The organism is Pantoea deleyi (assembly GCF_022647325.1).
Taxonomy (GTDB): Bacteria; Pseudomonadota; Gammaproteobacteria; order Enterobacterales; family Enterobacteriaceae; genus Pantoea; species Pantoea deleyi.
Genome location: NZ_CP071405.1, coordinates 1,914,906 through 1,940,874 on the forward strand (window position 1 = coordinate 1,914,906; position 25,969 = coordinate 1,940,874).

Annotated in this window: 24 protein-coding genes; 10 read left to right on the plus strand and 14 right to left on the minus strand. The window is 58.7% G+C overall.

All coding sequences use genetic code 11. The features are described from left to right. Positions 1 to 141: 141 nt before the first annotated feature. Positions 142 to 645 carry a thiol peroxidase gene (tpx, locus tag J1C59_RS09010; RefSeq protein WP_111139485.1) on the minus strand — a complete coding sequence of 168 codons (504 nt, stop codon included), beginning with the start codon at positions 643 to 645 and terminating at the stop codon, positions 142 to 144. A gap of 145 nt (positions 646 to 790) precedes the next feature. Between tpx and ycjG the strand changes: the two genes are divergently transcribed. Then, positions 791 to 1,774, plus strand: a complete 984-nt coding sequence (gene ycjG, locus J1C59_RS09015) for an L-Ala-D/L-Glu epimerase (protein ID WP_128086268.1) — start codon at positions 791 to 793, stop codon at positions 1,772 to 1,774. On the opposite strand, the gene mpaA is transcribed toward ycjG, so the two are convergent. Continuing rightward, a complete protein-coding gene (mpaA, locus tag J1C59_RS09020; RefSeq protein ID WP_128086269.1) occupies positions 1,749 to 2,456 on the minus strand; it encodes a murein tripeptide amidase MpaA in 708 nt (235 codons plus the stop codon). The two genes, ycjG and mpaA, sit on opposite strands and share 26 nt — an antisense overlap. Before the next feature lie 151 nt (positions 2,457 to 2,607). On the opposite strand from mpaA, the gene J1C59_RS09025 reads away from it, so the two are divergent. The 3 genes from J1C59_RS09025 to ynaL all read left to right on the plus strand — a co-directional run bounded on the left by J1C59_RS09025 (position 2,608) and on the right by ynaL (position 5,780). Beyond that, complete coding sequence (locus J1C59_RS09025; protein ID WP_140917249.1) at positions 2,608 to 4,227, plus strand: peptide ABC transporter substrate-binding protein; 1,620 nt, start codon at positions 2,608 to 2,610, stop codon at positions 4,225 to 4,227. Positions 4,228 to 4,345: 118 nt separating this feature from the next. Next, positions 4,346 to 5,329 carry a zinc transporter ZntB gene (gene zntB / locus J1C59_RS09030; RefSeq protein ID WP_128086270.1) on the plus strand — a complete coding sequence of 328 codons (984 nt, stop codon included), beginning with the start codon at positions 4,346 to 4,348 and terminating at the stop codon, positions 5,327 to 5,329. Positions 5,330 to 5,633: 304 nt separating this feature from the next. Next, positions 5,634 to 5,780: a proline-rich small protein YnaL gene (ynaL, locus tag J1C59_RS09035; protein WP_167498275.1), complete on the plus strand. Its 147-nt coding sequence runs from the start codon at positions 5,634 to 5,636 to the stop codon at positions 5,778 to 5,780. Positions 5,781 to 5,824: 44 nt separating this feature from the next. On the opposite strand, the gene ttcA is transcribed toward ynaL, so the two are convergent. The 3 genes from ttcA to J1C59_RS09050 all read right to left on the minus strand — a co-directional run bounded on the left by ttcA (position 5,825) and on the right by J1C59_RS09050 (position 8,917). Beyond that, positions 5,825 to 6,760, minus strand: coding sequence for a tRNA 2-thiocytidine(32) synthetase TtcA (ttcA, locus tag J1C59_RS09040; protein WP_128086271.1), 936 nt, complete (start codon positions 6,758 to 6,760; stop codon positions 5,825 to 5,827). Between the two features lie 1,046 nt (positions 6,761 to 7,806). Continuing rightward, positions 7,807 to 8,067, minus strand: coding sequence for a hypothetical protein (locus tag J1C59_RS09045; protein ID WP_128086272.1), 261 nt, complete (start codon positions 8,065 to 8,067; stop codon positions 7,807 to 7,809). 193 nt (positions 8,068 to 8,260) lie between these two features. Continuing rightward, positions 8,261 to 8,917, minus strand: coding sequence for an MgtC/SapB family protein (locus J1C59_RS09050; protein ID WP_128086273.1), 657 nt, complete (start codon positions 8,915 to 8,917; stop codon positions 8,261 to 8,263). 183 nt (positions 8,918 to 9,100) lie between these two features. On the opposite strand from J1C59_RS09050, the gene J1C59_RS09055 reads away from it, so the two are divergent. After that, the gene (locus tag J1C59_RS09055; protein WP_128086274.1) at positions 9,101 to 9,376 is read left to right on the plus strand and encodes a putative hemolysin; all 276 of its coding nucleotides are present in this window, start codon (positions 9,101 to 9,103) and stop codon (positions 9,374 to 9,376) included. A gap of 31 nt (positions 9,377 to 9,407) precedes the next feature. Here J1C59_RS09055 and J1C59_RS09060 read toward each other — a convergent pair whose 3' ends face one another. Then, entirely contained in the window at positions 9,408 to 10,400 is a 993-nt protein-coding gene (locus J1C59_RS09060; protein WP_128086275.1) for a 2-hydroxyacid dehydrogenase, read from the minus strand. Positions 10,401 to 10,545: 145 nt separating this feature from the next. Here J1C59_RS09060 and J1C59_RS09065 point away from each other — a divergent pair, with 145 nt between their 5' ends. Genes J1C59_RS09065 through J1C59_RS09075 form a run of 3 tightly spaced genes read left to right on the plus strand, consistent with a single transcriptional unit; the run spans position 10,546 to position 13,717 of the window. Continuing rightward, positions 10,546 to 13,176, plus strand: coding sequence for a YdbH family protein (locus J1C59_RS09065; protein WP_140917248.1), 2,631 nt, complete (start codon positions 10,546 to 10,548; stop codon positions 13,174 to 13,176). Further along, entirely contained in the window at positions 13,173 to 13,361 is a 189-nt protein-coding gene (locus J1C59_RS09070; protein WP_128086880.1) for a YnbE family lipoprotein, read from the plus strand. Before J1C59_RS09065 ends, J1C59_RS09070 begins: the two co-directional genes overlap by 4 nt. Before the next feature lie 11 nt (positions 13,362 to 13,372). Then, on the plus strand, positions 13,373 to 13,717 hold the full coding sequence (locus J1C59_RS09075; protein ID WP_128086879.1) for a YdbL family probable chaperone protein: 345 nt from the start codon (positions 13,373 to 13,375) through the stop codon (positions 13,715 to 13,717). A 55-nt stretch (positions 13,718 to 13,772) separates the two neighbouring features. On the opposite strand, the gene J1C59_RS09080 is transcribed toward J1C59_RS09075, so the two are convergent. Next, entirely contained in the window at positions 13,773 to 14,372 is a 600-nt protein-coding gene (locus J1C59_RS09080; RefSeq protein WP_128086878.1) for an FMN-dependent NADH-azoreductase, read from the minus strand. Positions 14,373 to 14,628: 256 nt separating this feature from the next. Between J1C59_RS09080 and hrpA the strand changes: the two genes are divergently transcribed. Further along, positions 14,629 to 18,531 (plus strand): ATP-dependent RNA helicase HrpA, encoded by a 3,903-nt coding sequence (gene hrpA / locus J1C59_RS09085; RefSeq protein WP_140917247.1) that lies wholly within the window; start codon positions 14,629 to 14,631, stop codon positions 18,529 to 18,531. Positions 18,532 to 18,585: 54 nt separating this feature from the next. On the opposite strand, the gene J1C59_RS09090 is transcribed toward hrpA, so the two are convergent. From J1C59_RS09090 to rstA, 6 genes are all read right to left on the minus strand, one after another. Further along, positions 18,586 to 19,395, minus strand: coding sequence for a trypsin-like serine peptidase (locus tag J1C59_RS09090; protein WP_128085878.1), 810 nt, complete (start codon positions 19,393 to 19,395; stop codon positions 18,586 to 18,588). Positions 19,396 to 19,508: 113 nt separating this feature from the next. Beyond that, complete coding sequence (gene ydgU / locus J1C59_RS21930; RefSeq protein WP_009090068.1) at positions 19,509 to 19,589, minus strand: small membrane protein YdgU; 81 nt, start codon at positions 19,587 to 19,589, stop codon at positions 19,509 to 19,511. Between the two features lie 80 nt (positions 19,590 to 19,669). Then, positions 19,670 to 20,182 (minus strand): acid resistance repetitive basic protein Asr, encoded by a 513-nt coding sequence (gene asr, locus J1C59_RS09095; RefSeq protein WP_128085877.1) that lies wholly within the window; start codon positions 20,180 to 20,182, stop codon positions 19,670 to 19,672. Between the two features lie 159 nt (positions 20,183 to 20,341). Beyond that, positions 20,342 to 21,829, minus strand: a complete 1,488-nt coding sequence (locus tag J1C59_RS09100) for a carboxypeptidase M32 (protein ID WP_128085876.1) — start codon at positions 21,827 to 21,829, stop codon at positions 20,342 to 20,344. A gap of 17 nt (positions 21,830 to 21,846) precedes the next feature. Continuing rightward, positions 21,847 to 23,148 (minus strand): two-component system sensor histidine kinase RstB, encoded by a 1,302-nt coding sequence (rstB, locus tag J1C59_RS09105; RefSeq protein ID WP_128085875.1) that lies wholly within the window; start codon positions 23,146 to 23,148, stop codon positions 21,847 to 21,849. Then, the gene (gene rstA, locus J1C59_RS09110) at positions 23,145 to 23,870 is read right to left on the minus strand and encodes a two-component system response regulator RstA (RefSeq protein ID WP_111139504.1); all 726 of its coding nucleotides are present in this window, start codon (positions 23,868 to 23,870) and stop codon (positions 23,145 to 23,147) included. The genes rstB and rstA overlap by 4 nt, the downstream gene beginning before the upstream one ends. Positions 23,871 to 24,048: 178 nt before the next feature. Here rstA and J1C59_RS09115 point away from each other — a divergent pair, with 178 nt between their 5' ends. After that, on the plus strand, positions 24,049 to 24,462 hold the full coding sequence (locus tag J1C59_RS09115) for a hypothetical protein (RefSeq protein ID WP_111139505.1): 414 nt from the start codon (positions 24,049 to 24,051) through the stop codon (positions 24,460 to 24,462). Here the strand turns inward: J1C59_RS09115 and J1C59_RS09120 are convergent. Beyond that, on the minus strand, positions 24,459 to 25,850 hold the full coding sequence (locus J1C59_RS09120) for a basic amino acid/polyamine antiporter (protein WP_128085874.1): 1,392 nt from the start codon (positions 25,848 to 25,850) through the stop codon (positions 24,459 to 24,461). The two genes, J1C59_RS09115 and J1C59_RS09120, sit on opposite strands and share 4 nt — an antisense overlap. Positions 25,851 to 25,969 lie beyond the last annotated feature (119 nt).

Below are 25,969 nucleotides of genomic sequence, written 5' to 3' on the forward strand. Positions count from 1 at the left end.
CAGGGTTAAAACGCCCCCGGCGGGGTCTCCGGGCGACGCTGTTTTCTTACGGCCCTGCCCAGGGCAGATGACGTTTTCTGGCTGGCGGAACCCCAATCAGGGCACTGTCCGCCGTCCGGATCGTACAACCGGACTCACTCATTACTTCAGTGCGGCCAGCGCAGCGTCGTAATCCGGCTCGGTCGTAATTTCGTTGACCAGCTGGCTGTAGAGCACCTTGTCGTTCTCATCCAGCACGATCACCGCACGCGCGGTCAGACCTTCCAGCGCACCGTCGGCAATTTCCACGCCATAATCATACTTGAACTCTGAACCACGCAGCGTCGACAGCGTTACCACGTTGCTCAGGTTCTCTGCGCCACAGAAACGTGACTGGGCAAACGGCAGATCCGCAGAGATGCAGAGTACAACGGTGTTGTTCAGCTCGCTGGCCGCCTGGTTGAATTTGCGTACCGATGAGGCGCAGACGCCGGTATCAACGCTTGGGAAAATGTTCAGAATTTTGCGTTTTCCTGCATACTCAGAGAGCGCGACGTTAACCAGGTTCTTTGCTACCAGCGTAAAGGCTTTGGCTTTATCGCCAGCCTGAGGAAACTGACCTGCAACCGGTACCGCGTTACCCTGAAAATGAACAGTCTGAGACATAGTGATTCCTTTTGATGAAAAAAAGATCTGACACAAAACGGTGAAAGATAGCCGTTGTTTATGACATAAATGTTAAGGGTTTACGAGTTCAATTGTGCAATTTAACGTGGCGGGCTGTCACTGCGTCACACATTGTGGAGTGGAAATGAGAACGGTAAAAAGTTATCCCGAAGCCTGGCCGTTACATACGCCTTTTGTCATCGCCCGCGGAACCCGGACTGAAGTGAAAGTGGTGGTGGTGGAAATTGAGGAAGATGGCGTCAAAGGCGTCGGTGAAGCGACACCCTACGCCCGCTACGGCGAAAGTGAAGCCTCGGTGCTGGCACAGATTGCCGAAATCCTGCCTGCGCTGCAGCAGGGGATGACGCGGGAAGCGCTGCAGCAGGCGCTGCCCGCCGGGGCGGCGCGTAACGCCATTGACAGCGCGCTGTGGGATCTTGCCGCGCATCAGCAGAAAAGCAGCCTCTGGCAGCTGAGCGGTATGAACGCACCCGAGGATGTGGTCACCGCGCAGACCGTCAGCATCGATACGCCCGAGGCGATGGCCAGCAGCGCTCTGGCGCTCTGGCAGCATGGTGCGACGCTGCTGAAGATTAAGCTGGATAATAATTTTATCACCGAACGGCTGATGGCAATCCGCGCCGCCGTGCCGGACGCGACGCTGATCGTGGATGCCAACGAATCCTGGCACGCCGAAGGGCTGGCCGCGCGCTGTCAGCTGCTGGCAGACATCAACGTGGCGATGCTGGAACAGCCTCTGCCCGCAGGCGAAGAGGCGGCGCTGGAGAACTTCATCCATCCGCTGCCGATCTGTGCCGATGAGAGCTGTCACACCCGCAGCAGCCTGGCGGCGCTGCGGGGGCGCTACGAGATGGTCAATATCAAGCTGGATAAAGCGGGCGGGCTGACGGAGGCGCTGGCGCTGGCGGAGGCCGCGCAGCAGCAGGGCTTTGCGGTCATGCTTGGCTGTATGCTCTGCACCTCGCGGGCGATCCGCGCCGCGCTGCCGCTGGTGCCGCAGACGCGCTTCGCCGATCTCGACGGGCCAACCTGGCTGGCGGTGGATGCCGAACCGGCGATAAAGGTGCGCAACGGACAGCTGATTATTGCTGCCAGCGCAGCAGGTTAACCATCATCTCCAAGTAGACCTCGGTGGCTTCATCAACCGACACCACCGGCATCTCCGCGGTCACGCAGGGCAGGCTGAGGTCGTTGCACCAGCTGCCGAATGAGCCGGGCGTGTCATAGCCGACACTGCTGACGCGGGGAAGGCCGGTGTGGCTGGCAAGCCAGCCCCCAATCGCCACCTGATGCGGATCGTCAATACAGCCCAGCGGTTCGTGCCAGGAGACGATCCAGCGCGGTTTCAGCTGATGAATCAGAGCGCAGAGCGCCTGGGTTTCCGGCTCGGAAGCCGGATGAGTGCCGGTGGAGAGCGCCACGTCGCGCGCATCGGCAGCACTGTTCCAGCGATAAACGGTATCGCCTGACTGCCAGTTCGCCGCCGGAAAGTTGCGGTTGAGATCGACGCCGTTGGCGTTGGCGCGCAGCCCGAGCTGACAGCCATCCGGATTAACCGCCAGCACCACATGGTGCCGTCGCATGCCCTCGGGCAGCGTCCGTAACGCGGCGGAGAGGGTCGCAATGGCCGCATTCTCATCACCGTGAGTACCGGCCAGAATCAGACCACTGTCGGCATCCCCCAGCGGGGCCGGAAACCACAGCAGCGGGGCACCCAGAACCGAACGGCCATACTGCTGATACGAAACGTCCAGTTTGCCGCGCAGCGGACGCGGATGGAGTGGCGACATAGTGATTTCCTCAAAGGGTTTTATTAAAAGTAGCGGAAAAGCCGGATGCGGAAAATAGCTATTTATCGATCAGCCATTTGCGTTACAGTGCCCTGCACAAGCTGCATCGGCAACAGACTGCTGCAGCACTTCTTTGGGTAAAGGAGTGATCATGGTTAAGACCTTCCGCATGACGCTGGCAGCCATCAGCCTGAGCAGCCTCATCACACCCGCCATGGCGGCGAATCCCCCCGCTGGCGCGCCTCTCGCTGAACAGCAGCAGATTGTCCGCCATATCAAAGATGAACCGGCGTCGCTCGATCCGCTCAAAGCCGTGGGGCTGCCCGAAATTCAGGTGATCCGCGACCTGTTTGAGGGGCTGACTAACCAGGACGCGCAGGGCAAAATCGTGCCAGGCGTGGCGCAGAGCTGGAGCAGCAGCGATAACCGGACCTGGATCTTCACACTGCGGAATAACGCACGCTGGTCAAACGGCGAGCCGGTGACCGCCCGGGATTTCGTCTACAGCTGGCAACGCCTGGTGGATCCTAAAAACAGTTCGGCCTTTGCCTGGTTTGCCGGATTAAGCGGGATTGAGAACGCCGCGGCGATTACCAAAGGCAACATGACGCCCGATAAGCTGGGCGTGGTGGCGCTGGATAACAGCCGCCTGAAGGTCACGCTGGATCGGCCGGTGCCCTGGTTCCCGGCGCTGGTGGCCAACGTCGCGCTCTTTCCCGTACCTGAGAAGGTCATTGCGCAGCAGGGCGACAGCTGGACAGCGCCCGGTAAGCTGGTCGGCAACGGCGCTTACCAGCTCAGCGAGCGCGTCGTGAACGAAAAGATCGTCCTCACGCGCAATCCTCACTACTGGGACGATGCGCACTCGGTGCTGACAAAGGTCACGTTCGTTCCGATCAACGAGGAGTCGAGCGCCACCAAACGCTACCGCGCCAATGATATCGATATCACTGAATCCTTTCCCAAAGAGATGTATGGGTTGCTGAAGAAAACCCTGCCGGGCGAGGTCTACACACCCGACCAGCTGGGCACCTACTACTATGCGTTCAATACGCAGAAGGGACCGACGGCGGATGTGCGGGTGCGCAAGGCGCTCTCCTGGTCTATCGACCGGAAAATTATCGCTGAGAAGGTGCTGGGCACCGGTGAAAAACCGGCCTGGCACTTTACGCCCGACGTGACGGCAGGCTTTAAGCCGCTGCCATCCTTCCTGCAGCAGCATGACCAGAACAGCCTCAACGCGCAGGCCAGAGCGCTGCTGGCCGCCGCCGGCTATGGCCCCGCCAAACCGCTGAAGCTGAAGCTGCTGTATAACACCTCTGAAAGTCATCAGAAGATTGCGATTGCCGTCGCCTCCATGTGGAAAAAGAATCTTGGGGTGGACGTGACGCTGGAAAATCAGGAGTGGAAAACCTACATCGACAGCCGCAACAGCGGAAACTTCGATGTTATCCGGGCTTCCTGGGTCGGCGATTACAACGAGCCTTCGACTTTCCTGAACCTGCTGACCGCGGGCAACAGCAGCAACATTTCCCGCTTCAGCAATGCGGATTATGATGCCGTGCTGGCTAAAGCCAGCCGTGAGACCAGCGATGAGGCACGCAACAGCGATTACAACCGTGCCGAACAGATCCTGGCGGACCAGGCACCGATCGCCCCCATCTATCAATACACCAACGGCCGCCTGATCAAACCCTGGGTCAAAGGCTATCCCATCACCAACCCTGAAGATGTCGCCTACAGCCGCGAGTTGTGGATCGAGAAGCACTAAGAGACCGGTGGCCGGCTGACCGGCCACCGCCTGACATCTTTCTATACAGCCCGGCGATTGCAACTCATCGCCGTCACGCTAGACTGTATCGTATTGATTTTAGTAGTGAGGCGATGGTGTGGACGTAATTGAAGGAAAAGCGTTGCAGGTGTCGGATGCCATAATTTCCTGCCAGCTGGATGGAAAGGGCGGGATGATCCCGATCGCGGAAGATGAGGTGATTCAGTGTGAGCAGCCCTGCTGGCTGCATCTGAATTACACCCATCGCAAAAGCGCAGAGTGGCTGCAGTCGACGCCACAAATCCCGGACACGGTGCGCGATGCGTTAGCGGGCGACAGCATGCGTCCCCGTGTCAGCCGGCTGGGCGACGGCTTTATGATCGTGCTGCGCAGCGTCAATCACAACAGCGATGCGCGTCGCGATCAGCTGGTGGTGATGCGGGTCTTCATCAACGACAAGCTCATCGTCTCCACCCGGCGGCGTAAAGTCACCGCGGTCGATGAGGTGTTGACGGATCTGCAGAACGGCAACGGCCCGATTGACTGTGGCAGCTGGCTGGTGGATGTCTGCGATGCCCTGACCGATCACACCAGCGAATTTATCGAAGAGCTGCATGACAAAATCATTGAGCTGGAAGATGCGCTGCTGGACCAGCGGATGCCTGCACGAGGGGAACTCGGCCTGCTGCGCAAACAGCTGATCGTGATGCGACGCTACATGGCGCCGCAGCGGGATGTCTATGCCCGGCTGGCCAGCGAAAAGCTTGGCTGGATGGATGACAGCGAACGCCGCCGGATGCAGGAGATCGCCGATCGTCTGGGGCGCGGACTGGATGATCTGGATGCGGGCGTGGCGCGCACCGCAATCCTGGCCGATGAGGTCGCCTCGGCGATGGCGGAATCGATGAACCGCCGCACCTACACCATGTCCCTGATGGCGATGATTTTTCTTCCCGCGACCTTCCTGACGGGGCTGTTCGGCGTCAACCTGGGCGGGATCCCCGGCGGCGACTGGCACTATGGCTTTCCGCTGTTCTGTCTGCTGCTGGTAGCGCTGGCGCTGGGCGTGGCGGGTTACCTGCGTAAACGGCGCTGGCTGTAGTCGGGCAGGGCGAAAACGGCGGAAAATCGCGTCATCCGGCCGGAAAACCGGATTAAACAGGCAAAAGCTGATCGACATCAAGAACCTGATGCTGCACCTGACGCAAACTCTCTTCCGCAGGTGAATGCAACGTCAAGCGATGGGCGTTGCGCTCCATATTGTCATACTTATATTTTTTAGAATTATTGCATAGCACAATTAATTCGAAACATGCCGGCCAGTGTGCCGGCTTTTTTTTATCCGCTGGCCCGGACGGCGTTTCTTTCCTAAGCTTAAACTCCATTCGCAAGAAAAGGAGTACGGCATGAGCGCGATTTTTAACAGCGAGCCGATCCCGACGGATCCCACCCCGATTCCTGACCCGATTCCCCATCCGCAGCCGCAGCCCGATCCGCCAGGCGATCCGGAGTTTCCACCGATCATGGATCCGCCGCCACACCGCAACATATAAAAAAAGGGCGTGCTTCCGGAGCACGCCCTCTGTCTATCCGCGGCTTATTTTATCTGAAGTACATCCAGACGTGCGCTGATATCCGGCGCATCCTCATCATCTTCGCGCCAGCCTGCAGGCTGAGACGGCAGGGTTTCGCGGTCAAACGCCAGGTCGCCACCATCCACGACCGCATCACCGTGTTTGATGCCTTTAAAATCGAACAGGCTGATATCCGCCAGATGCGACGGCACCACGTTCTGCATCGCGCTGAACATGGTTTCGATACGGCCCGGATAGCGCTTGTCCCAGTCACGCAGCATATCGGCCACCACCTGACGCTGCAGGTTCGGCTGCGAACCGCAGAGGTTGCAGGGGATGATCGGGAACTGGCGCGCTTCCGAGAAGCGGATAATATCTTTCTCGCGGCAGTAGGCCAGCGGACGGATCACAATCTGCTTACCGTCGTCACTCATCAGTTTTGGCGGCATGCCTTTCATCTTCCCGCCATAGAACATGTTCAGGAACAGGGTCTGCAGGATGTCATCGCGATGATGGCCGAGTGCGATCTTGGTGCAGCCCAGCTCGGTCGCCACGCGGTAGAGAATGCCACGGCGCAGGCGCGAACAGAGTGAGCAGGTGGTTTTGCCTTCCGGGATCTTCTCTTTAACGATGGAGTAGGTATCTTCTTCGATAATCCGGTACTCAACGCCCTGCGCCTCAAGATACTGCGGCAGGATATGCTCCGGGAAACCGGGCTGCTTCTGGTCAAGGTTCACCGCAATCAGACTGAAGTTCACCGGCGCGCTCTTTTGCAGACTGCGCAGAATCTCCAGCATGGTGTAGCTGTCTTTGCCGCCCGACAGGCAGACCATGATGCGGTCGCCTTCTTCAATCATATTAAAATCGGCAATCGCTTCGCCGACATGACGACGCAGACGTTTCTGCAGCTTATTGAGGTTGTACTGTTCTTTCTTGTCAACCGTTTGATTATCTTGCATTTTTACCTATCTCTGAATCCTGAAAGCACAGCAAGAGGGCAGATTAAGGCGCGCCTCCAGCCAGACACTTCACTGCGGTGTCACGAATATGCAGCGTATGGTACGGATTGTTGCCGCGAATGCCAGTACCGGAGTGAAGATTCAGCGGAAAAGGGCATGGCCGGACGCAGGGCTGGCAGCGGCGCTAAGGTGCAAGTCACGGATACAGAGAGGCAATGCGGCGAGCTGATGCCGCCGCGCCGTGTCAGGTGGCGGGCACATTCTGCCACTGACAATCAATCTCATCCTTCTGCGTTGAGCAGGAGGGGGGCGAGGATTGATAAGCCTGATCACGCGCGTGATCGTGTTTTGCGGCACAACCCGCAAGTATAAAAAGAGCAGCCACGATTAACGGAAACTTCATCACAGAAACCCGAAAAATAAAAACAGCATGCCTCGTGATGAATCAATCCGGTTTAAACGGCGTACGGTTTCTATTCCGGATAATCTGATCCCCGTCAAATTAATTCACTTTCGTTATGTCGGTATTAAAAAAAGCGCGCATTGGTCTTTTTACGGGAGCCGTCTGAAAATGCATGGCTGTTGAATATGTGTTAACCCCAAAGGCTTATAATAATGATAGCTCTGCAGACACCGGGCAGGTTTAAACAGGTCTGCCGCCTCAAGTTTCCGCCGGTCACGGTGAAACGAAAATGCGTGAAGATTTCGTTAAGTTAATCAGGATATTGTAAAGAAAGCAGCGGGGCGGGCGTTAAGGGGCAATGGCCGTCACCATGTTGTCCGTTGACACTCTTGCGGTTTCGCACATTTAGGCAATACAGCCAGCCAGTGAAGCCGTTAAATATCCGGCAATCAAGGTGAATTAAACTTTTAAGGTCTATGAGATATCCCTGTAACATTCAAAAAATAAAAAAGTACGGCATCCGGTTTATAACGATGCTCATTATCTTTTTACTCTGCTATGTTGCGGTGATGTATTTTGCTGTGTTGATGCTGGTTAACCGCCACGGCTTACTCCATTTTCTGCTGCACTGAATGTGAAACGATCAGCCGCAGGCTTTAAAAATCCAGCGATAGGCGTGATGCAGAAAATGTCTGAGCATTTCCAGAAAACCTTCCGCCCCTTCTTCGGCCAGACACTGTCCGGTCTCCAGAGCGTTATTCACTGCGTTGCGATGATTAAGAATCATCATGATGGCGACCACGGCGACAAACAGGGTAAAAGCCAGCACGCTCATTAGCGGCAGGGCATTTTTACGCGTGGCAGCGGACAGGGCATCGTCAGGTTGATCAGAGTGATGGCGCATGTATCCCCGGAAAAATGATAACGTGAATAAACCATCACGGATTATGGCATTTATTGGGGTCAGGCTCTATGCCTCAGGTCAGACCAGGGGGATGTCTGGCGGTAAATAAAGATTTACAGGGAAAGCGGGCGGATACAGAAACCGCCCGCTGACATGCTCAGCCGTCAGGTTGTGAGGTAAGGGACAACCGGAATCACATCATCTCCAGCGACTGAACGCCTTTGATCTCCATGACCTTGTCATACAGATGCACATCGTTGGATCGGCGGGAAAGCGTCACCTGCACGCTCAGTTCGCACAGGCCGCTCTCCGCATCCCGGTTAATGACCGTGACATTGCCGTAGCGAATGCCTTCCCGCTGCATCACCAGCAGCACCAGCGGCACACTTTTGGGCTTCAGGAACACCAGCAGGGTATGGTGTTTGCCGATCAACACATGGCTCAGGCGGCGGAAGACCTCCAGCACCAGCAATGCCAGCACCGTGCCATAAATGCCGATCTCATACATGCCGCTCCCGATCACCAGCCCGATGGCAGCGGTGACCCACAAGCCCGCCGCGGTGGTTAAGCCTTTCACCACCTGTTTCTGAATCATAATGGTGCCTGCGCCCAGGAACCCCATGCCGCTGACCACCTGGGCGGCGATACGGCTGGGATCCAGCGCGACGTGGTCGCTGCTCAGCATGTCGGCGAACCCATATTTCGACACCAGCATAAACATCGCACTGCCAATACCGACCAGAATATGGGTTCGCAGGCCCGCTTCCTTTGCGCGCATCTGTCGCTCAAGGCCGATCAGGCCGCCGAGAATACCGGCCAGCGCAATGCGAAAAAGCATATCCATCAACATGGCTTTACTCCGAATTAATAAAGGCCGAAAAAGGGTGACAGTTCAGTGATAACAGGTAAACAAGATAATTCTGCTTGCAAATGACGCCGGAGAATTTTGTAAAAAGCTGTTTCACCTCTCGACCCCTTGTGCTGCCTGACATATGCTGACCCAGCCTTTAACCCCATTCCCGGAGTCCGACTGATGAAAGCAGCCCCCTTTTTGCTGGCCGGTGCCGCGTTATTACTCTCTGCCTGCAGCAGCCATAGTGATGATAACGAGCCACCGCAACAAGCCACCGCCGCCCATATCCAGCCACGGGTGGTGATGTCTTCCCTGGCAGAAAGCAACTGTGCTAATGCAGGCGGTACCCTGGCGTTTTCGCATCAGCTGGATGGTTCGCGAGTGGGGATGTGTCAGCTGGTGAACGGTCGCCGCTGTGATGAACAGGCGCTGATTGGCGGGAACTGCGCGCGCTGATAAACAGGCCGGATTGCGCCGGCCCGCTTCCTCAGGCAGAGACCCGGTTCGGGCAGGCTTCGCCGCGATCGAGCTGGCTGAGGTTACGCAGTGTGGTTTCTGAAATGGCGGTCAGCGCTTCGGCGGTTAAAAACGCCTGATGGCCGGTAAACAGTACGTTATGACAGGCCGACAGGCGGCGGAAGATGTCGTCCTGAATCACGTCGTTCGACTTATCTTCGAAGAACAGATCCCGCTCATTCTCATAAACATCCATACCGAGTGCCCCGATTTTCTGCTGCTTCAGCGCGTCGATCGCCGCCTGAGAATCAATCAGGCCGCCGCGACTGGTGTTAATGATCATCACGCCGTCACGCATCTGTTTAAATGCCTCGGCGTTGAGCAGATGGTGATTTTCCGGCGTCATCGGACAGTGCAGCGTGATAACGTGAGACTCCGCAAACAGCGTCTTCAGATCGACATACTCGGCACCCAGTTCCAGCGCCTGCTCGCTGGGATAGGGGTCAAACGCCAGCAGCCGCATACCAAACCCTTTCAGAATGCGCATCGTCGCCACCCCGATCTTGCCGGTGCCGATCACGCCTGCGGTTTTCTGGTACATATTGAATCCGGTCAGGCCGTCGAGGGAGAAGTTCGCATCACGGGTGCGCTGATAGGCGCGATGGATGCGACGGTTCAGGGTCATCATCAGGCCAATGGTGTGTTCCGCTACCGCTTCCGGCGAGTAGGCGGGTACCCGCACCACCTCCAGCCCCAGATCCTCTGCCGCCGCCAGATCGACATTGTTGAAACCGGCGCAGCGCAGCGCGATTGCTTTTACGCCCAGCCCGGCCAGCTCCTCCAGCACCGGACGACTGCCATCATCATTGACAAAAATGCAGACGGCATCGCAACCCACTGCGGTTTTAGCCGTGTTCTCAGTGAGTAAAAAATCAAAAAAGAGCAGTTCAAAGCCGAACTGCTGATTAACCTGCTCAAGGTATTTCTGATCGTAATGTTTGGTGCTGTAAACCGCGATCTTCATTGTTATGCTCCTGCAGAGTGATAAACCAAGGATAACGTTTTCTGGCTGACTTTGCTGAAAGAGCTGACCGGCGTCTGGTGCAGACCTTCACCTCTGGCGGATTACATGCCATCATTCCTGTCAGGATACTGTAAGGAAAAGGATTATGGCTTTCATGCCACGGATTTTCCGGCGACGGCTGGCGGCGATTCTGGCGCTGATTCTGCTGCTGCTCGGCCTGATGCTGACTGTGACCCAATGGCTGCCGCGACTGGCCGGCATCTGGCTGCCCGCCGAAACCCGTATTGCGCTTTCAGGCGCGCCCCGCTGGCGCGATGGCGGCCTGTGGCTGCCGCAGATTCGCTATCTGGCCGCGGACTGCTCGCTGGCCACCGTCAAAGCGGTGTCGCTGGGCTGGCATCAGTCGCGCTGGAAACTCAACGCGGCAGAACTGACGCTGGACAGCGCCTGCCTGCAGAAACTGCCCGCCGGTGAACCGGGCGCAGCCGCCCCGAAAACCCTGGCCGAGTGGCAGGCGATGTTGCCTGGCGCCGACGTGCATCTGGGCAAAGTGACCGTTGCGCCGTGGCAGACCTACGCAGGCGCCCTGGATCTGACGCTGGAGAAAGATCGCCAGCAGCTCAGTTATCAGGGTGAGAACCTGCAGCTGGCGGCGACCCTGACCGGCCAGCAGCTGGCCATCACGCGCCTGAGGTTTACCCATCCCGCACTGCCCGAACCGATCACCCTCAGGGGCGACCTGACGCTGCCTGCCTTCGCGACTGACCTGCCGGTGCAGGGCGACGTGGCGGGGCAGCTCACGCTGGCCGCGCTGCCGCATCCCCTGCAGCTCACGCTTAACTGGCAGCAGCAGCAGGGTGAACTGCGTGTGGCGATGGCGGAACAGGAGAAGCCGCTGCTTCGCTTACCGTGGCAGATAAGCCGGGACAGAATTCAGATTGAGCGGGGCGAATATGTCTGGCCGCTGGAGACTCAGCCGCTGTCCGGCTTCGTTAACCTGACGCTGGACAACTGGCAGGCGGGCCTGGAGGGCAGCCAGATCACGGGCCGGATCAACCTGCTGACCCGGGGACGCGGCGGCAAGGGCAACGTGGTGCTCGGCGTGGGGCCGGGTAATCTCAGCCTGACGGACAGCAACCTGCCGTTTCAGATCACGGGGGAAAGCAAACTGGCCGCCCTGCAACTCTACGGATCGGTACCGGGCCGGCTCAGCGGCTCCCTGCTTGACCCTCAGCTGGTGCTGCAGCCCAAATCGCTGCTGCGTCTGAAGGGCAGGATCCTCTCCACGCTGGAGGTGGATGAGGCGCGCTGGCCGCTGGCGGGCGTGCGGCTCTCGTCGCAGGGGATCGATGGCCGCCTGCAGGCGATCCTCACCGCGCACGACGCCAGTTTTGGCCGTTTCCGGCTCCATCTTGATGGCCGTGCCACGGACTTCTGGCCCGATAAAGGCGAATGGAACTGGCGCTACTGGGGCGGCGGCGAGATGCTGCCCCTGCAGGCGCGCTGGGACGTGAAAGGCACCGGTGGCTGGCACGATACGCTGATCCATCTGGACACACTCTCCACCGGCTTTAACCATCTGGCCTACGGCAGTGTCAACGTGGCCTCTCCGCGTCTGACGCTTACGGAACCGGTTAACTGGCAGCGCGATGTAACGCAGCCCTCGTTTCAAGGGCACTTCCGCCTGCAGGCGGGCGAAACCCGTTTCAGCTATGGCGGTCGCCTGGCCGCCTCCACGCTCGACTTTGAGGCTAAAGGCCGCGACCCCGGCTATTTTCTCTGGCGGGGCGAGTTAAAGGCCGGTCGTGTGGGGCCGCTGCGCGTCAATGGCCGCTGGGATGGTGAGCGGCTGCGCGGACAGGCCTGGTGGCCCTCCCAGTCGCTGACGGTCTTTCAGCCGCTGCTCAGCCCCGACATGAAAATGCAGATACAGGACGGCAGGCTGCAGGCGCAGGTGGCATTTTCCGCCGCGCCGGGCCAGGGGTTCGAGGCTGGCGGCCACTGGACGGTCAGAGAGGGCAGCGTCTGGACGCCCGACAGCCAGGTTAACGGCATCGACTTCTCGCTGCCGTTCCGCTTCAGGGCCGATCACTGGCAGTTCGGCCAGCATGGCCCGGTGTCGCTGCGGATCGCGGAGATTAAAAACCAGTTCGCGATGCAGAACATACGCGCCGACCTGCAGGGCAACTGGCCGTGGTCCGAAGCGGCGCCGCTGACGCTGCAGGATGTGAGCCTGGATCTGCTGGGCGGCCAGATTACGCTGCCCGCGCTGCGAATGCCGCAGCATGAGCCAGCCAGGGTCTCGCTGCGTCAGATCAGCCTCAGCAAGCTGGTCACGGCGCTGAAGCCGAAGCAGTTTGCGATGTCGGGCAACGTCAACGGCGAGCTCCCGCTGTGGCTGAACAATCCGCGCTGGCTGGTGGAGAAAGGGTGGATCGCCAACAGCGGACCGCTGACCTTCCGGCTCGACAAGGATATGGCGGATGCCATTACCCGCAACAACGTTGCGACCGGCGCCGCGCTGGACTGGCTGCGTTACATGGAGATCTCCCGCAGCTGGGCCACAATCAATCTGGATAATCTCGGCGACCTCAGCATGGAGGCGCAGGTTCAGGGCGTCAGCCGCTTCAGCAACCGTCGTCAGACGGTCAACCTTAACTATCATCACCAGGAAAATCTGTTCCAGCTCTGGCGCAGCCTGCGCTTCGGCGATAATTTGCAATCCTGGCTAGAGCAACATGCGACGTTGCCATCGAACAAGGACACTTCACCATGAGCCTGAAGGCACTACTGGTTATGGCAGCCGGACTGCTGAGCATCGGCTGTGTGCCGCGCATTGAAGTCACGGCACCCAAAGATCCCATCACCATCAACATGAACGTCAGAATCGAGCACGAGATCCATATCAAAGTTGATAAGGATGTCGAAGCGTTACTGAAAAACCAGAGCGGTCTGTTCTGAGGAGAGCAACGATGAAACGCATAAGCGTGGCGCTTTTACTCGCCCTGACGATGGCGCAGCCTGCCTGGGCGCTGACACTGGATCAGGCGCGGCAATCGGGTCGGGTGGGGGAAACGCTTTCCGGCTATCTGGCTGCGCGGGCGCAGGACCCTGAAACCCTGGCGCTGGTGCAGCGTATCAATGCCGGACGCCAGCAGCAGTATCAGCGTCTGGCGGATCAGAATCGTCTCTCCGTGGCGGATGTGGCAGGTATCGCCGGGCAGAAGCTGGTGAGCCGCGCGGGCGCGGGCGAATATGTCCGGGGCATCAACGGCCAGTGGCTGAGAAAAGAGACCGACAGCGACATATCGCCATAAAAAAACCGGGCGCGTGGCCCGGTTCTTCACGATGTCATCCTGAGATGAGATGCCGTTATGCCGTCACGATCTGCGCGATAGCGTCTTTGGCTTCTGCGGTCGCTTTGCTGGCCACTTCCGGACCGTATGCGATGCCTTCAGCTAACACGAACTCGACGTCGGTGATGCCGATAAAGCCCAGGAACAGCTTCACGTAAGGGGTCAGCAGGTCAGACGGGGTATCTTTGTGGATGCCGCCACGGCTGGAGATGACCACAGCCTTTTTGCCGGTGACCAGGCCTTCCGGGCCAGCTTCGGTGTAGCGGAAGGTCACGCCAGCACGGGCGATCAGGTCAAAGTAGTTTTTCAGCTGCGTCGGGATATTGAAGTTGTACATTGGCGCGGCAATCACCACTTCATCATGTGCCTGCAGTTCTGCAATCAGTTCATCAGAGAGGTTCAGCGCGTCCTGCTGACGGGCAGACAGCGGCGTATCGGAAGGACGCATCGCACCCACTAACTCACCATCCAGAACCGGAATCGGGTTAGCGGCCAGGTCACGAATGGTCACTTCTTTACCCTGCGCCTTAGCCTGTTCAACATAGAAGTCAGCAAGCTGGCTTGACTGTGAGTAACCTGCAAGGATGCTTGATTTCAGAACTAAAACTTTGCTCATGGTGGTTTCCTGTCTGTTACGCGGAAGACTTTCCGCTCAATGGTTTACACTCTACGGTTATCGATGGCGCGGTGAAAGCGCAATATTTCGAGACCCATGTTCGAATTTATTGAATAAGCCTACCCGCAGGCTGCCGCCGGAACGGTTCAGAATGTGCTATGATTCGCGCAATTATTTTATGGATTCAGCTGGTTATCCCGGCTTGCAGGGCGCGGTTTCACGCCGTAGCACTGCCTGAGTAAGGTACGTCACTATTATGTCATCTCCCGAAATCTCCCCACTGGACGCGCTCCGGGCACAGCTCGATGGCCTGATGCTGCGCGATCGTCAGCGTCTGCAGCGCCGTCTGCAGGGGGCCAGAAAAGTTAAAAATCCTGAGGCACAGCAGGGCATTGCGCAGGAGCTGGAGCAGGAATTTATCGCTGCCGCTCAGCGGGTGGCGCAGCGACGCGCCGCCACGCCAGCCATCACGTTTCCCGACAACCTGCCGGTCAGCCAGAAGCAGCAGGATATTGCTGAGGCGATTCGCGATCACCAGGTAGTGATAGTGGCCGGTGAAACCGGCTCTGGTAAAACCACGCAGCTGCCGAAAATCTGTCTGGCGCTGGGGCGCGGCGTCACCGGCCTGATCGGCCACACGCAGCCGCGTCGTCTGGCGGCGCGCACCGTGGCGAACCGCATTGCCGATGAGCTGGGCACCTCGCTGGGCGGCTGTGTCGGCTATAAAGTGCGCTTCAACGATCAGGTCAGCGATTTGACGCAGGTTAAGCTGATGACCGACGGTATCCTGCTGGCCGAAATCCAGCAGGACCGCCTGCTGATGCAGTATGACACCATCATCATCGATGAGGCGCATGAGCGCAGCCTGAACATCGATTTTCTGCTCGGCTATCTGCGTGAGCTGCTGCCACGCCGTCCCGATCTGAAAGTCATCATCACCTCCGCGACCATCGATCCGCAGCGTTTCTCGCGTCACTTTAACCATGCGCCGGTGATCGAAGTGTCGGGCCGGACCTATCCGGTCGAGGTGCGCTACCGGCCGGTGGTCGACGAGGCGGATGATGGCGATCGTGACCAGCTACAGGCAATTTTCGATGCGGTGGATGAGCTGGGGCGCGAGAGCCAGGGCGATATCCTGATCTTCATGAGCGGCGAACGCGAAATCCGCGACACCGCCGACGCGCTCAACAAGCGCGACCTGCCGCACACCGAGGTGCTGCCGCTCTATGCCCGCCTGTCGAACGCCGAACAGAATCGGGTGTTCCAGTCGCACAGCGGCCGCCGTATCGTGCTGGCGACCAACGTCGCCGAGACCTCGCTGACGGTGCCCGGCATCAAATATGTGATCGACCCCGGCACGGCCCGCATCAGCCGCTACAGTTTCCGTACCAAGGTGCAGCGCCTGCCGATTGAACCGATCTCTCAGGCCTCCGCCAACCAGCGAAAAGGGCGCTGTGGCCGTGTGTCCGACGGCATCTGTATCCGTCTCTACGCGGAAGATGACTTCCTGAGTCGCCCGGCGTTTACCGATCCGGAAATCCTGCGCACCAACCTGGCGTCGGTGATCCTGCAGATGACCTCGCTGGGGCTGGGCGATATCGCGGCCTTCCCGTTCGTGGAAGCGCCCGACAAGCGCAACATTCAGGACGGTGTCCGGCTGCTGGAGGAGCTGGGCGCGCTGACGCTTAACGAAGAGACCGGCCACTACAAACTCACCGGTTCCGGGCGCCATCTGTCGCAGCTGCCGGTCGACCCGCGGCTGGCCCGGATGGTGCTGGAAGCGCAGAAATATGGCTGTGTGCGCGAAGTGATGATCATCACCGCAGGCCTGTCGATTCAGGATCCGCGCGAGCGTCCGGCCGAGAAGAAGCAGGCTTCGGACGAGAAGCATCGCCGCTTTGCCGATAAAGATTCCGACTTCATGGCCTATGTGAACCTCTGGAACTATCTGGCGGAGCAGCAGAAGGCGCTGTCCGGCAATCTCTTCCGTCGTCAGTGCAAAAGTGACTTCCTGAACTACCTGCGCGTCAGGGAGTGGCAGGATATCTACACCCAGCTGCGTCAGGTGGTGCGAGAGCTGGGGATCCCGGTAAACAGCGAACCGGCCGAATTGCAGCAGGTGCACTGCGCGCTGCTGAGCGGGCTGCTGTCGCATATCGGCCAGAAAGACAGCGACAAGCAGGAGTATACCGGCGCGCGCAATACCCGTTTCGCCATCTTTCCCGGTTCCGGGCTCTTCAAGAAGCCGCCGAAGTGGACGATGGTCGCGGAGCTGGTGGAGACGAGCCGCCTGTGGGGCCGCACCGCAGGCCGGATCGAGCCGGAGTGGATCGAGCCGCTGGCGCAGCATCTGATCAAACGCAGCTACAGCGAGCCGCACTGGGAGAAATCGCAGGGCGCGGTGATGGCCTCCGAAAAGGTCACGCTCTACGGGCTGCCGATTGTGGCCGCGCGCAAGGTGAACTACGGCCGTATCGATCCGGTGCTGAGCCGCGAACTGTTTATCCGGCATGCGCTGGTGGAGGGCGACTGGCAGACCCGGCATGCCTTCTTCCGGGCTAACCAGAAGCTGCGCAGCGAAGTAGAGGATCTGGAGCATAAATCCCGTCGTCGCGACATTCTGGTCGACGATGAAACGCTGTTTGCCTTTTACGATCAGCGCATCGGCAAAGAGGTGGTGTCGGCGAAACATTTCGACAGCTGGTGGAAGCTGGCCAGCCGTGAAAATGCGGAGCTGCTGAACTTCGACAGACAGATGCTGATGAAAGAGGGCGCGAACAGCGTCAGCCAGCTCGACTATCCCAACTTCTGGCATCAGGGCAACCTGAAACTGAAGCTCAGCTATCAGTTCGAGCCGGGGGCCGATGCGGATGGCGTGACGGTGCATATTCCGCTGCCGCTGCTGAATCAGGTGGAGGACGCCGGTTTTGAGTGGCAGATCCCCGGCATCCGCCGTGAGCTGATTATCGCGCTGATCAAATCGCTGCCCAAACCGCTGCGCCGTCATCTGGTGCCGGCACCTAATTATGCAGAGGCGTTCCTGGGCAGGGTCACGGCGATGGAGATGCCGCTGGTCGATGCGCTGGCGCGCGAGTTCCGCCGCATGACCGGCGTCACGCTGGACCGCGAAGAGTGGCAGTGGGAACAGGTGCCCGATCATCTGAAAATGACCTTCCGGGTGGTGGACGAGCACAATCGCAAACTGCTGGAAGGCAAAGATCTCACTGCGCTCAAGGCACAGCTGAAAGGCAAAGTGCAGGAAACGCTGTCGAAAGTGGCCGACGATGGTCTGGAGCAGAGCGGGCTGCATATCTGGAGCTTTGGCGAGCTGCCCCGCAGCTACGAGCAGAAGCGCGGCAGTTACCAGGTGAAAGCCTGGCCGGCGCTGGTGGATGAGAAAGAGAGCGTGGCGATCCGCCTGTTTGACAGCGAGCAGGAACAGCAGAAGATGATGTGGCGCGGTCAGCGTCGCCTGCTGCTGCTGAATGTGCCGTCGCCGGTGAAATATCTGCACGAAAAGCTGCCTAACAAAGCCAAGCTCGGCCTCTACTTTAACCCCTATGGCAAAGTGCTGGAGCTGATCGACGACTGCATCGCCTGTGGCATCGACAAGCTGATGGCGGAAGCGGGCGGCCCGGCCTGGGATCAGGCCAGTTTTGAGCAACTGCGTGACAAAGTGCGCGGCGAACTCAATGACACCGTGGTCACCATCGCCAGTCAGGTCGAGCAGATCCTGACGGCCGTCTTCAACATCAACAAGCGTCTCAAGGGACGGGTCGATATGACGATGGCGCTGGCGCTCTCCGACATCAAGGCACAGATGAGTGGTCTGGTCTATCGCGGCTTTGTCACCGGAAACGGCTGGCAGCGGCTGGCCGATACGCTGCGTTATCTGCACGGCATCGAGCGCCGTCTGGAGAAACTGCCGGCCGACCCGCACAGCGATCGTGCCCGCATGTTAAAAGTGCAGGCGGTGGAGCAGGCGTATCAGGCGTGGCGGAATAAACTGCCGCCGCAGCGTCAGGATGATGAAGAGGTGAAGAACATCCGCTGGATGATTGAGGAGCTGCGCATCAGCTACTTTGCTCAGCAGCTGGGCACACCTTATCCCATCTCCGATAAACGGATCCTGCAGACGATGGAGCAGATTGCGAACTGAGGGATGCGGGGCGCGCAGTCAACGGCGCGCCCCGGACAGGGTGGTCTGGCTGGCTTATTGCGCGAGCGATTCCAGCTTGTCTTTGAACGAGGTGACCGCAATCGCGCGGTTGTCCGCCAGGTAGCGATCCTTTGCGGCCGGAGCCGAACTCTGCACCGCAATTAACTGCCAGCCATTGTCGCTGTTCAGCAGCAGCGGAGAACCGCTGTCGCCCGGCAGCGTATCGCACTGATGGGAGAGCACGGCGCGCTGGGCCCAGCCGGTGATCAGGCAGTTACTGTGGGAGTAAAGCGTATCGAGATGATCGGCCGGATATCCCGCCTGGGTCACTTTGCGGCCGGTCAGTTTCAGCGCGGCCGTGAGATCGCTGCGTGAACCGTCGAACAGGGGGATTGGCGTAATCGCTGACGGCGGATTGCGCAGTATCACAATGCCGTAATCATAGGGTGCCGCACTGCTCGGCACGATCCAGCCTTCACCATCCGCCTTTAATTTTGATGCCAGCGAGGGTTCAACCCGCGCGTCGATATCATGCAGCTCGTAGCGCCAGCCTTTGTCGCTGGCCATAAAACGGAGCGCCACTGGCTTATCAAATTTACCCGGCGGGGCGAGCAGGCAGTGTCCGGCCGTCAGCGCCAGATGCGGAGAGATAAGCGTTGCGGTGCAGAGGTTGCCGCTTTCAGTCTCCAGCTGACCAATCGCATCCCAGGGTGCTGCGGTAATGTCGGTGATAGCCTGACGATGGTCCTTGCCGAAGAAGAGCATTTTAATCTCGGCAGGCGTCGGTGAGTCATCGTCATCATCGGCATGAACAGTAGTGGCAAAGCTGAAAAGTCCAACCATTAACAGGGTAGCCAGGCGCATAGAAATCTCAATGGCGAGAAAAGTAACGTTATTGTTATTCCGCAGATACGGTAACTATAGTCGGTGAGCGTTGAAAAAGGGAGTTTTATTGGTTAATCAGTACGCTACAGCGATCAAATAAAGAAGCTTGCTGCAACAATGCCACACAGGATCATCACCAGCAGAATAATTTCGAAGCGATAGCGACGCACCATTTTTTCCACCTCAGTAAAGAAACACCCGGCAGAACCGGGTGTTTTTAATCATTATCGCGTGGTCGTGCGCTAAGGCGACCTTAGTTTTTAGCAGCTGATTTCACAACTTTTTTGTGGTGCATCTTTTTAGCAGCCTGCGCTTTCTGAGCAGGTTTTACTGCTTTTTTGTGGTGCATTTTTTTAGCAGCCTGGGCTTTCTGTGCAGCTGCTTTTTTGTGGTGCACTTTTTTAGCAGCCTGGGCTTTCTGAGCGGCTGGCTGAGTGGCTTTCTTGTGGTGAACTTTTTTAGCAGCCTGCGCTTTCTGTGCAGCCGCTTTCTTGTGGTGAACTTTCTTAGCAGCCTGCGCTTTCTGCGCTGCATCTTTCTTCACTGCTTTTTTGTGGTGTTTCTTAGCAGCCTGGGCTTTCTGTGCAGCTTTATGGTGTTTCTTGTGCGCAGTTTTGTGAACGGTTTTAGCCGGTGCAGCAGCGGTAGTCGTGGTGGTTGTTGCGGCTGGCGCAGCAGCAGCTGGCGCAGCTGTGGTGTCAGCAGCGAAAGCAACAGAAGACATACCCATAGCAGCGGCGACAACCAGTGCAAATAATTTTTTCATTGCAAATCCCTCGAAGACTATTTTTTCATGTGTAGCCCACTGCGGGGCCGGTGAAGAGACTATAGGGAAAGCAATGCGCGGTGTCCGTGGGTGTTTGGTATCGGCGTGTAACCGATTGTACAAAGGGGGGAAGAGGCGACCCGCAGGCCGCCCGGATACTCAGTTATTCAGGTAGCGCTGCTCAAGATGCTGGCGGAAAAACGCCGGGTTCAGCGCTTCACCGGTGGCGTTGATCAGCAGCTGATCGGTGGAGAAACGGCTGCCGTGCTGCCAGATATTCTGTTGCAGCCAGTCGAAGACCGGCTGCAGTTCGCCGTGCTGAATCAGCTCGCTGAGCTGCGGAATGGCCTGTTTCACCGCCCGGAACAGCTGCGCGGCGTACATCGCGCCCAGCGTGTAGGTCGGGAAGTAGCCAAAGGCGCCGTCGGTCCAGTGGATATCCTGCATACAGCCGTCACGGTAATTCCCGCGGGTATCCAGCCCCAGCGACTGCATCATCTTCTCATCCCACAGCGCCGGGATATCCTCAACCTCAATGTCGCCCTCAATCAGCGCCTGCTCGATCTCGTAGCGCAGAATGACGTGGGCCGGGTAGCTCAGCTCGTCGGCGTCAACCCGGATCAGGCCCGGCGCCACACGCTGGGTAAGGCGCACGAAATTATCCGCCTGCAGGGCAGGCTGGTCGCCGAAGGTGGCCGTTATCTGCGGCAGAATACGCTGCAGGAATTCACGGCTGCGGCCCAGCTGCATCTCCATAAACAGGCTCTGGGACTCATGGATGGCAGTGGAACGCGCCAGCGCCACCGGCTGGCCGCGCCACTGCTGCGGCAGATTCTGCTCGTAGCGGGCGTGACCGGTTTCATGAATCACGCCCATCATGGCGCTGAGGAACTCCGTCTCGTTGTAGCGGGTGGTGATACGCACATCTTCCGGCACGCCGCCGCAGAACGGGTGCGCACTGATGTCCAGCCGGCCATGATTAAAGTCGAAGCCCAGCGTCTCCATGATGCTCAGGCCAAGCTGGCGCTGGGCAGGCACGGCGAACGGCCCCTGCGGCACGATCACCGACTGCTGCGCCTGTTTTTCCACCACCTTCTGCAGCAGATCGGGCAGCCAGGTTTTCAGTTCGCCAAAGGTCGCATCCAGCCGGGCGCGGGTCATCCCCGGCTCGTAGAGATCCAGCAGCGCATCGTAGCGCGAAGCGCCACTGGCGTCGGCGCGGCGCTGTGCTTCTTCGCGGCTCAGGCGCACCACCTCTTTGAGGTTGGCGGCGAAACCCTGCCAGTCGTTGGCCGGGCGCTGTGTGCGCCAGGCATGTTCACAGACTGAACCGGCGATCGACTTCGCCTCAACAAAGTCATCGGGCAGCAGCGTGGCCTGCTGATAAGCCCGCTGGATCTCATTCAGGTTGGCGCGCTCGACGTCGTTCAGCGACTCCTGTTCAGCGGCCCGGATCCATTCCCCGACCTGCGGGGCAGTCAGGATCTGATGCTGCAAAACACTCATTTCGGCCAGGGCTTCACCCCGCGCCTGACTGCCGCCTGGCGGCATGGTGGTCTGCATATCACAACCGGCAATGGCGGTGACGTGGCTGAAACGGGAGAGACGCTGAAAGGTCGCGGTAAGGTGCTGATACGCTGAGGTCACGCAGGACTCCTTGTGTTTTATCGCAGCGGAATTTCCCGCAAGGGTAAATCAACCGGCCAGCAAAAGCGAACGCTGGCGCCGCCCAGCGGGCTGGATTCAATCATGACGCTGCCGCCCAGAGCCTGCGCGATCGAGTGGACGATCGCCAGGCCAAGGCCGCAGCCGCCAGTGGCGCGGTCACGGCTGGGATCGAGCCGGACAAAGGGTTCAAACACCCGTTCGCGCTCTTCGGGCGGAATGCCCGGCCCATCATCTTCCACCTGCAGACAGCCGGTCGGGCCGTCGAACCAGAGACTGACGCGCAGCCGCTGCCGGGCATAGCGCAGGGCATTATTGACCAGATTATCCAGCACCCGTTCCATCAGGCGGGTATCGGAGACGCCAATGTTCTCACACTGCGGCAACTCCAGGTCGAGCTGCATCGCCGGATTGATGGTGCGGAAGTCATCCAGCCGCTCACGCAGCCAGTAGGCCAGATCCTGCGTTTTCAGGTTGAGATCGACGCGCGGGCGGTCGAGGCGCGCATAGGTCAGCAGCTCTTCGATCAGGCTCTCCAGCTGGCCGATATCGCGATTCAGCGCCACCCGCTCGTTATCTGTCAGGTTATCGCTCATCTCCAGCCGGTAGCGCAGGCGCACCAGCGGGGTGCGCAGCTCATGCGCGATGCCATCGATCAGCTGCTTCTTGCTGGCGACAAGAGTGTTGATGTTCTCGGCCATCTGGTTAAACGCGATGCCGAGCCGGAACAGGCTGGAGGTGCTGTCGAAATGGGTGCGCACATCCAGCTCACCACGGCCAAACCGCTGCGCTGCTTTCTCCAGACGCTGCATCTCCTGCCAGTGTGGCCGCAGCCAGATAAACACCGGCAGCGCCAGCGACATGCCGATAAAGACCAGCAGAGCTATATCCAGCAGCCGCATCTGGTGCAGATAGAAGAGGTAAGGGATCGGCCCGACGGACAACACATAGTGGCTGCGGGGAATATGCTGCAGGAAGGTGTACTGGTCGTCGAGCGCCACGATCTCACCGGCCCGCAAGCGGCGCATATTGCCCTCATCGAGCTGGAATTTGCTCATCGGTTCGATATGCAGGTCGAACGACAGACCGAGGTCGAGACTCTTGATGGTCTTGTTCCAGTCGCGCGGCGGGATCTCACGCAGTTCGCTGCGGATAAGATAGAGCGAGCTGGCCATCAGATCGTTCATCGACTGCCGACCCGCACGTTCCGCGGTGAACTTGTAGACCAGTCCCACCAGCAGCGCCATCACCAGAAAGCAGACGAACAGCAGCAGATAGAACTGAATAAAGAGCTTTCTCATAGGACGCGGGTATCCCAGGCCTGGGGGGCAAACAGATAGCCTTTGTTACGGATAGTCTTGATGCGGAACGGCTCGGTGGCGCTGTCGTGCAGCTTCTTGCGCAGGCGCGAGATCGCGACGTCGATGCTGCGGTCAAGCCCGTCATAGCTGACGCCGCGCAGGGTTTTCAGCAGCGCATCGCGGTTAAGCGTCTGTCCGGCATGGCTGGCGAGTACCCACAGCAGGTCAAAATCAGCGGTCGACAGGGCGATCTGCTCATCAAACAGCGTGACCTGCCGATTCAGGGCATCGATGGTCAGCGAGCCAAAGCGCAGCATCCGGTTTGCCGCCGGTGCGCTGGGGGTATCCTCCGGCTGGCCCTGCGTTGACTGACGCAGATGCAGGCGCAGGCGGGCCAGCAGCACCGCAGGCGGGGTAGTCTTCAGGATGTAATCCTGAGCACCCATCTCCAGGGCCAGAATATGGTTCATGTCGCTGTCCAGCGAGGTGAGCAACACGATAGGGCCCTGCCAGTTGGCCCGCAGATCCCGGCAGATGGTCATGCCATCTTTGCCCGGCAGCATGATATCCAGCATCACCAGATCGGGCTGCTGCTCGGCGATCACCGCTTCAGCGCGATCCCCGCGGGTCTCAACAATTACCTCAATATCGTGACGACCCAGGTAGGCCGCAATCAGTGAACCCACTTCGGGTTCATCTTCTACATAAACAATTTTGTTCATAGTTCACAAAGCAGAGACGGGGGTGGTCGAAAGCATATCTTTTCCTGGTCCTGAGCTCTACGTTATCGCACGAAATATCCTTAGCTTGCTGGTATATAACCGGCAAAATGTGTAATCATTAGCGCGGCCTTTCTGCGCCAGGTTTGGGATATTGATGATTACCATGAGGAGCGTTAGTGTGTCTGATAAAGAGCTGGCATCAGCCATATACCCCGACCGCATCTGCTTCAATTACAGTGACTTTCTCTCCGCCTCCTGCAAAAAACGCTGGAGCTTCGTCGATGCAATTTATGGTGTGATGCCGATATTTGGCATGGTGACACGTAAATCGGCACACCGCTTACAGGGCAGTGACGACCCGTTAAAAGAATTAGCATTACAAATCATTTCTACCCAGGTCAGCGACGAAATCAACATCGCGCGTCTGATCACGCTGGCAGAACAGCAGCGCATCAGTCGCTTCGATATCCAGCTGCCGTATCCGCTTTCGGCGGAGCAGCTGGACGCAATTCATCATGAATATGCGAAGCCGCTGAATCTCACACAGCAGGATGACCTGCTGTGCGTCTCGATTCCTCTGCAGTCACACTAAGCCGTCAGCTGCCACACGGCGGGCAGCGTTGCCGCAATCAGTAATCCCATCGCAATCCGCTCCAGCGTGGTCAGCGCAATCTCTGCGCGGCCGCCGCGACGGGCAAACAGAAACAGCAGCAGGCCTGGGGTGTAGAGCACCACGGACATCATCAGGTGCAGCGGCCCCGACGCATAGAGCAGCCAGATGCCATACAGACTCGCGCCGATGCCGGTCGCCAGCGCTATTGGCTTGCGCTGCCCATAGACAACCTTGATCAGATATAACCCCACCAGCAGATAGGGCACCAGAATCATTTCAGAGGCGATGGTCAGCAGATTGTTATAGTCGGCTCCGGTCAGCGCAATCAGGATCAGGCAGAACTGGATGCTGCCGTTGGTCAGCCACAGCGAGGCGGCCGGTGCGTTATGGCGGTTCTGGCGGGCGATGCTGCGCGGAAAAGCACCCTGCTGGGCCGCAATCAGCGGCACTTCAGCGGCCATAATCGTCCAGCTCAGATAGGCGCCGCACACCGAAATAATCAGTCCCACCGCAATCACCGCATCGCCCCAGCTGCCCATCAGTCGGGTCATTAACCCGGCCATCGAGGGGTTGCGCATCCCGGCCAGCTCCGCGCGAGGCACTACGCCCAGCGACAGCAGCGTGACCAGCAGATAGACCAGCAGGGCGGCCAGCACGGCCAGCAGTGTGGCCCGGCCCACATCCTTTTTCTGACGCGCGCGGGCAGAGACCACTACCGCACCTTCAACCCCGATAAAGACCCACAGGGTGATCAGCATGGTCTGCTTGATCTGCTCCCATAACGGCGCTCCCAGCGTGACGCCGGAAAAATCGAAGCGGAAGCGATCATAGTTAAACGCCATTACCGCCAGCACAATAAACAGCAGCAGCGGTACCAACTTGCCCAGCGTCGCCATGAGGTTGATGCTGGCCGCGGTCTGTACGCCGCGCAGTACCAGCCAGTGAACCAGCCACAGCAGCACCGAGGCACCCAGCATGGCCTGCCAGGTATTGCCGTCGCCAAAGATCACCCGATCCGGCGTATCGGTGAAGAAGCTCAGGGCGGAGAAAACGATCACCAGATAGGAGACGTTGGCGATCACGGCGCAGAGCCAGTAGCCCCAGGCGGAGCAGAACCCCATCAGTTCGCCAAATCCGGCGCGGGCATAGGTAAAGATCCCGCCGTCCAGATCGGGCTTCAGGCGGGTCAGCAGCAGCATCGCCAGCGACAGAAAAATAATGCCGACGCCGGTGATCACCCAGCCCAGCAGCAGCGCCGCCGGGCCCGCCACTGCAGCCATATTTTGCGGCAGACTGAACACGCCCGCGCCCAGCATCGAACTGAGCACCAGCGCCGTCAGCGCACCGAGACCTAATTTTTTCTCCAAAACAACCTTCCCGCTAGCATATATGGCTGGGTAAATCGGCTTTCATCACTGGGATATCGCAGCGCAGCCGCAATTGACAGAGATAATGTCCGGTAAAACAGGCGGCAGATTTTACGGAG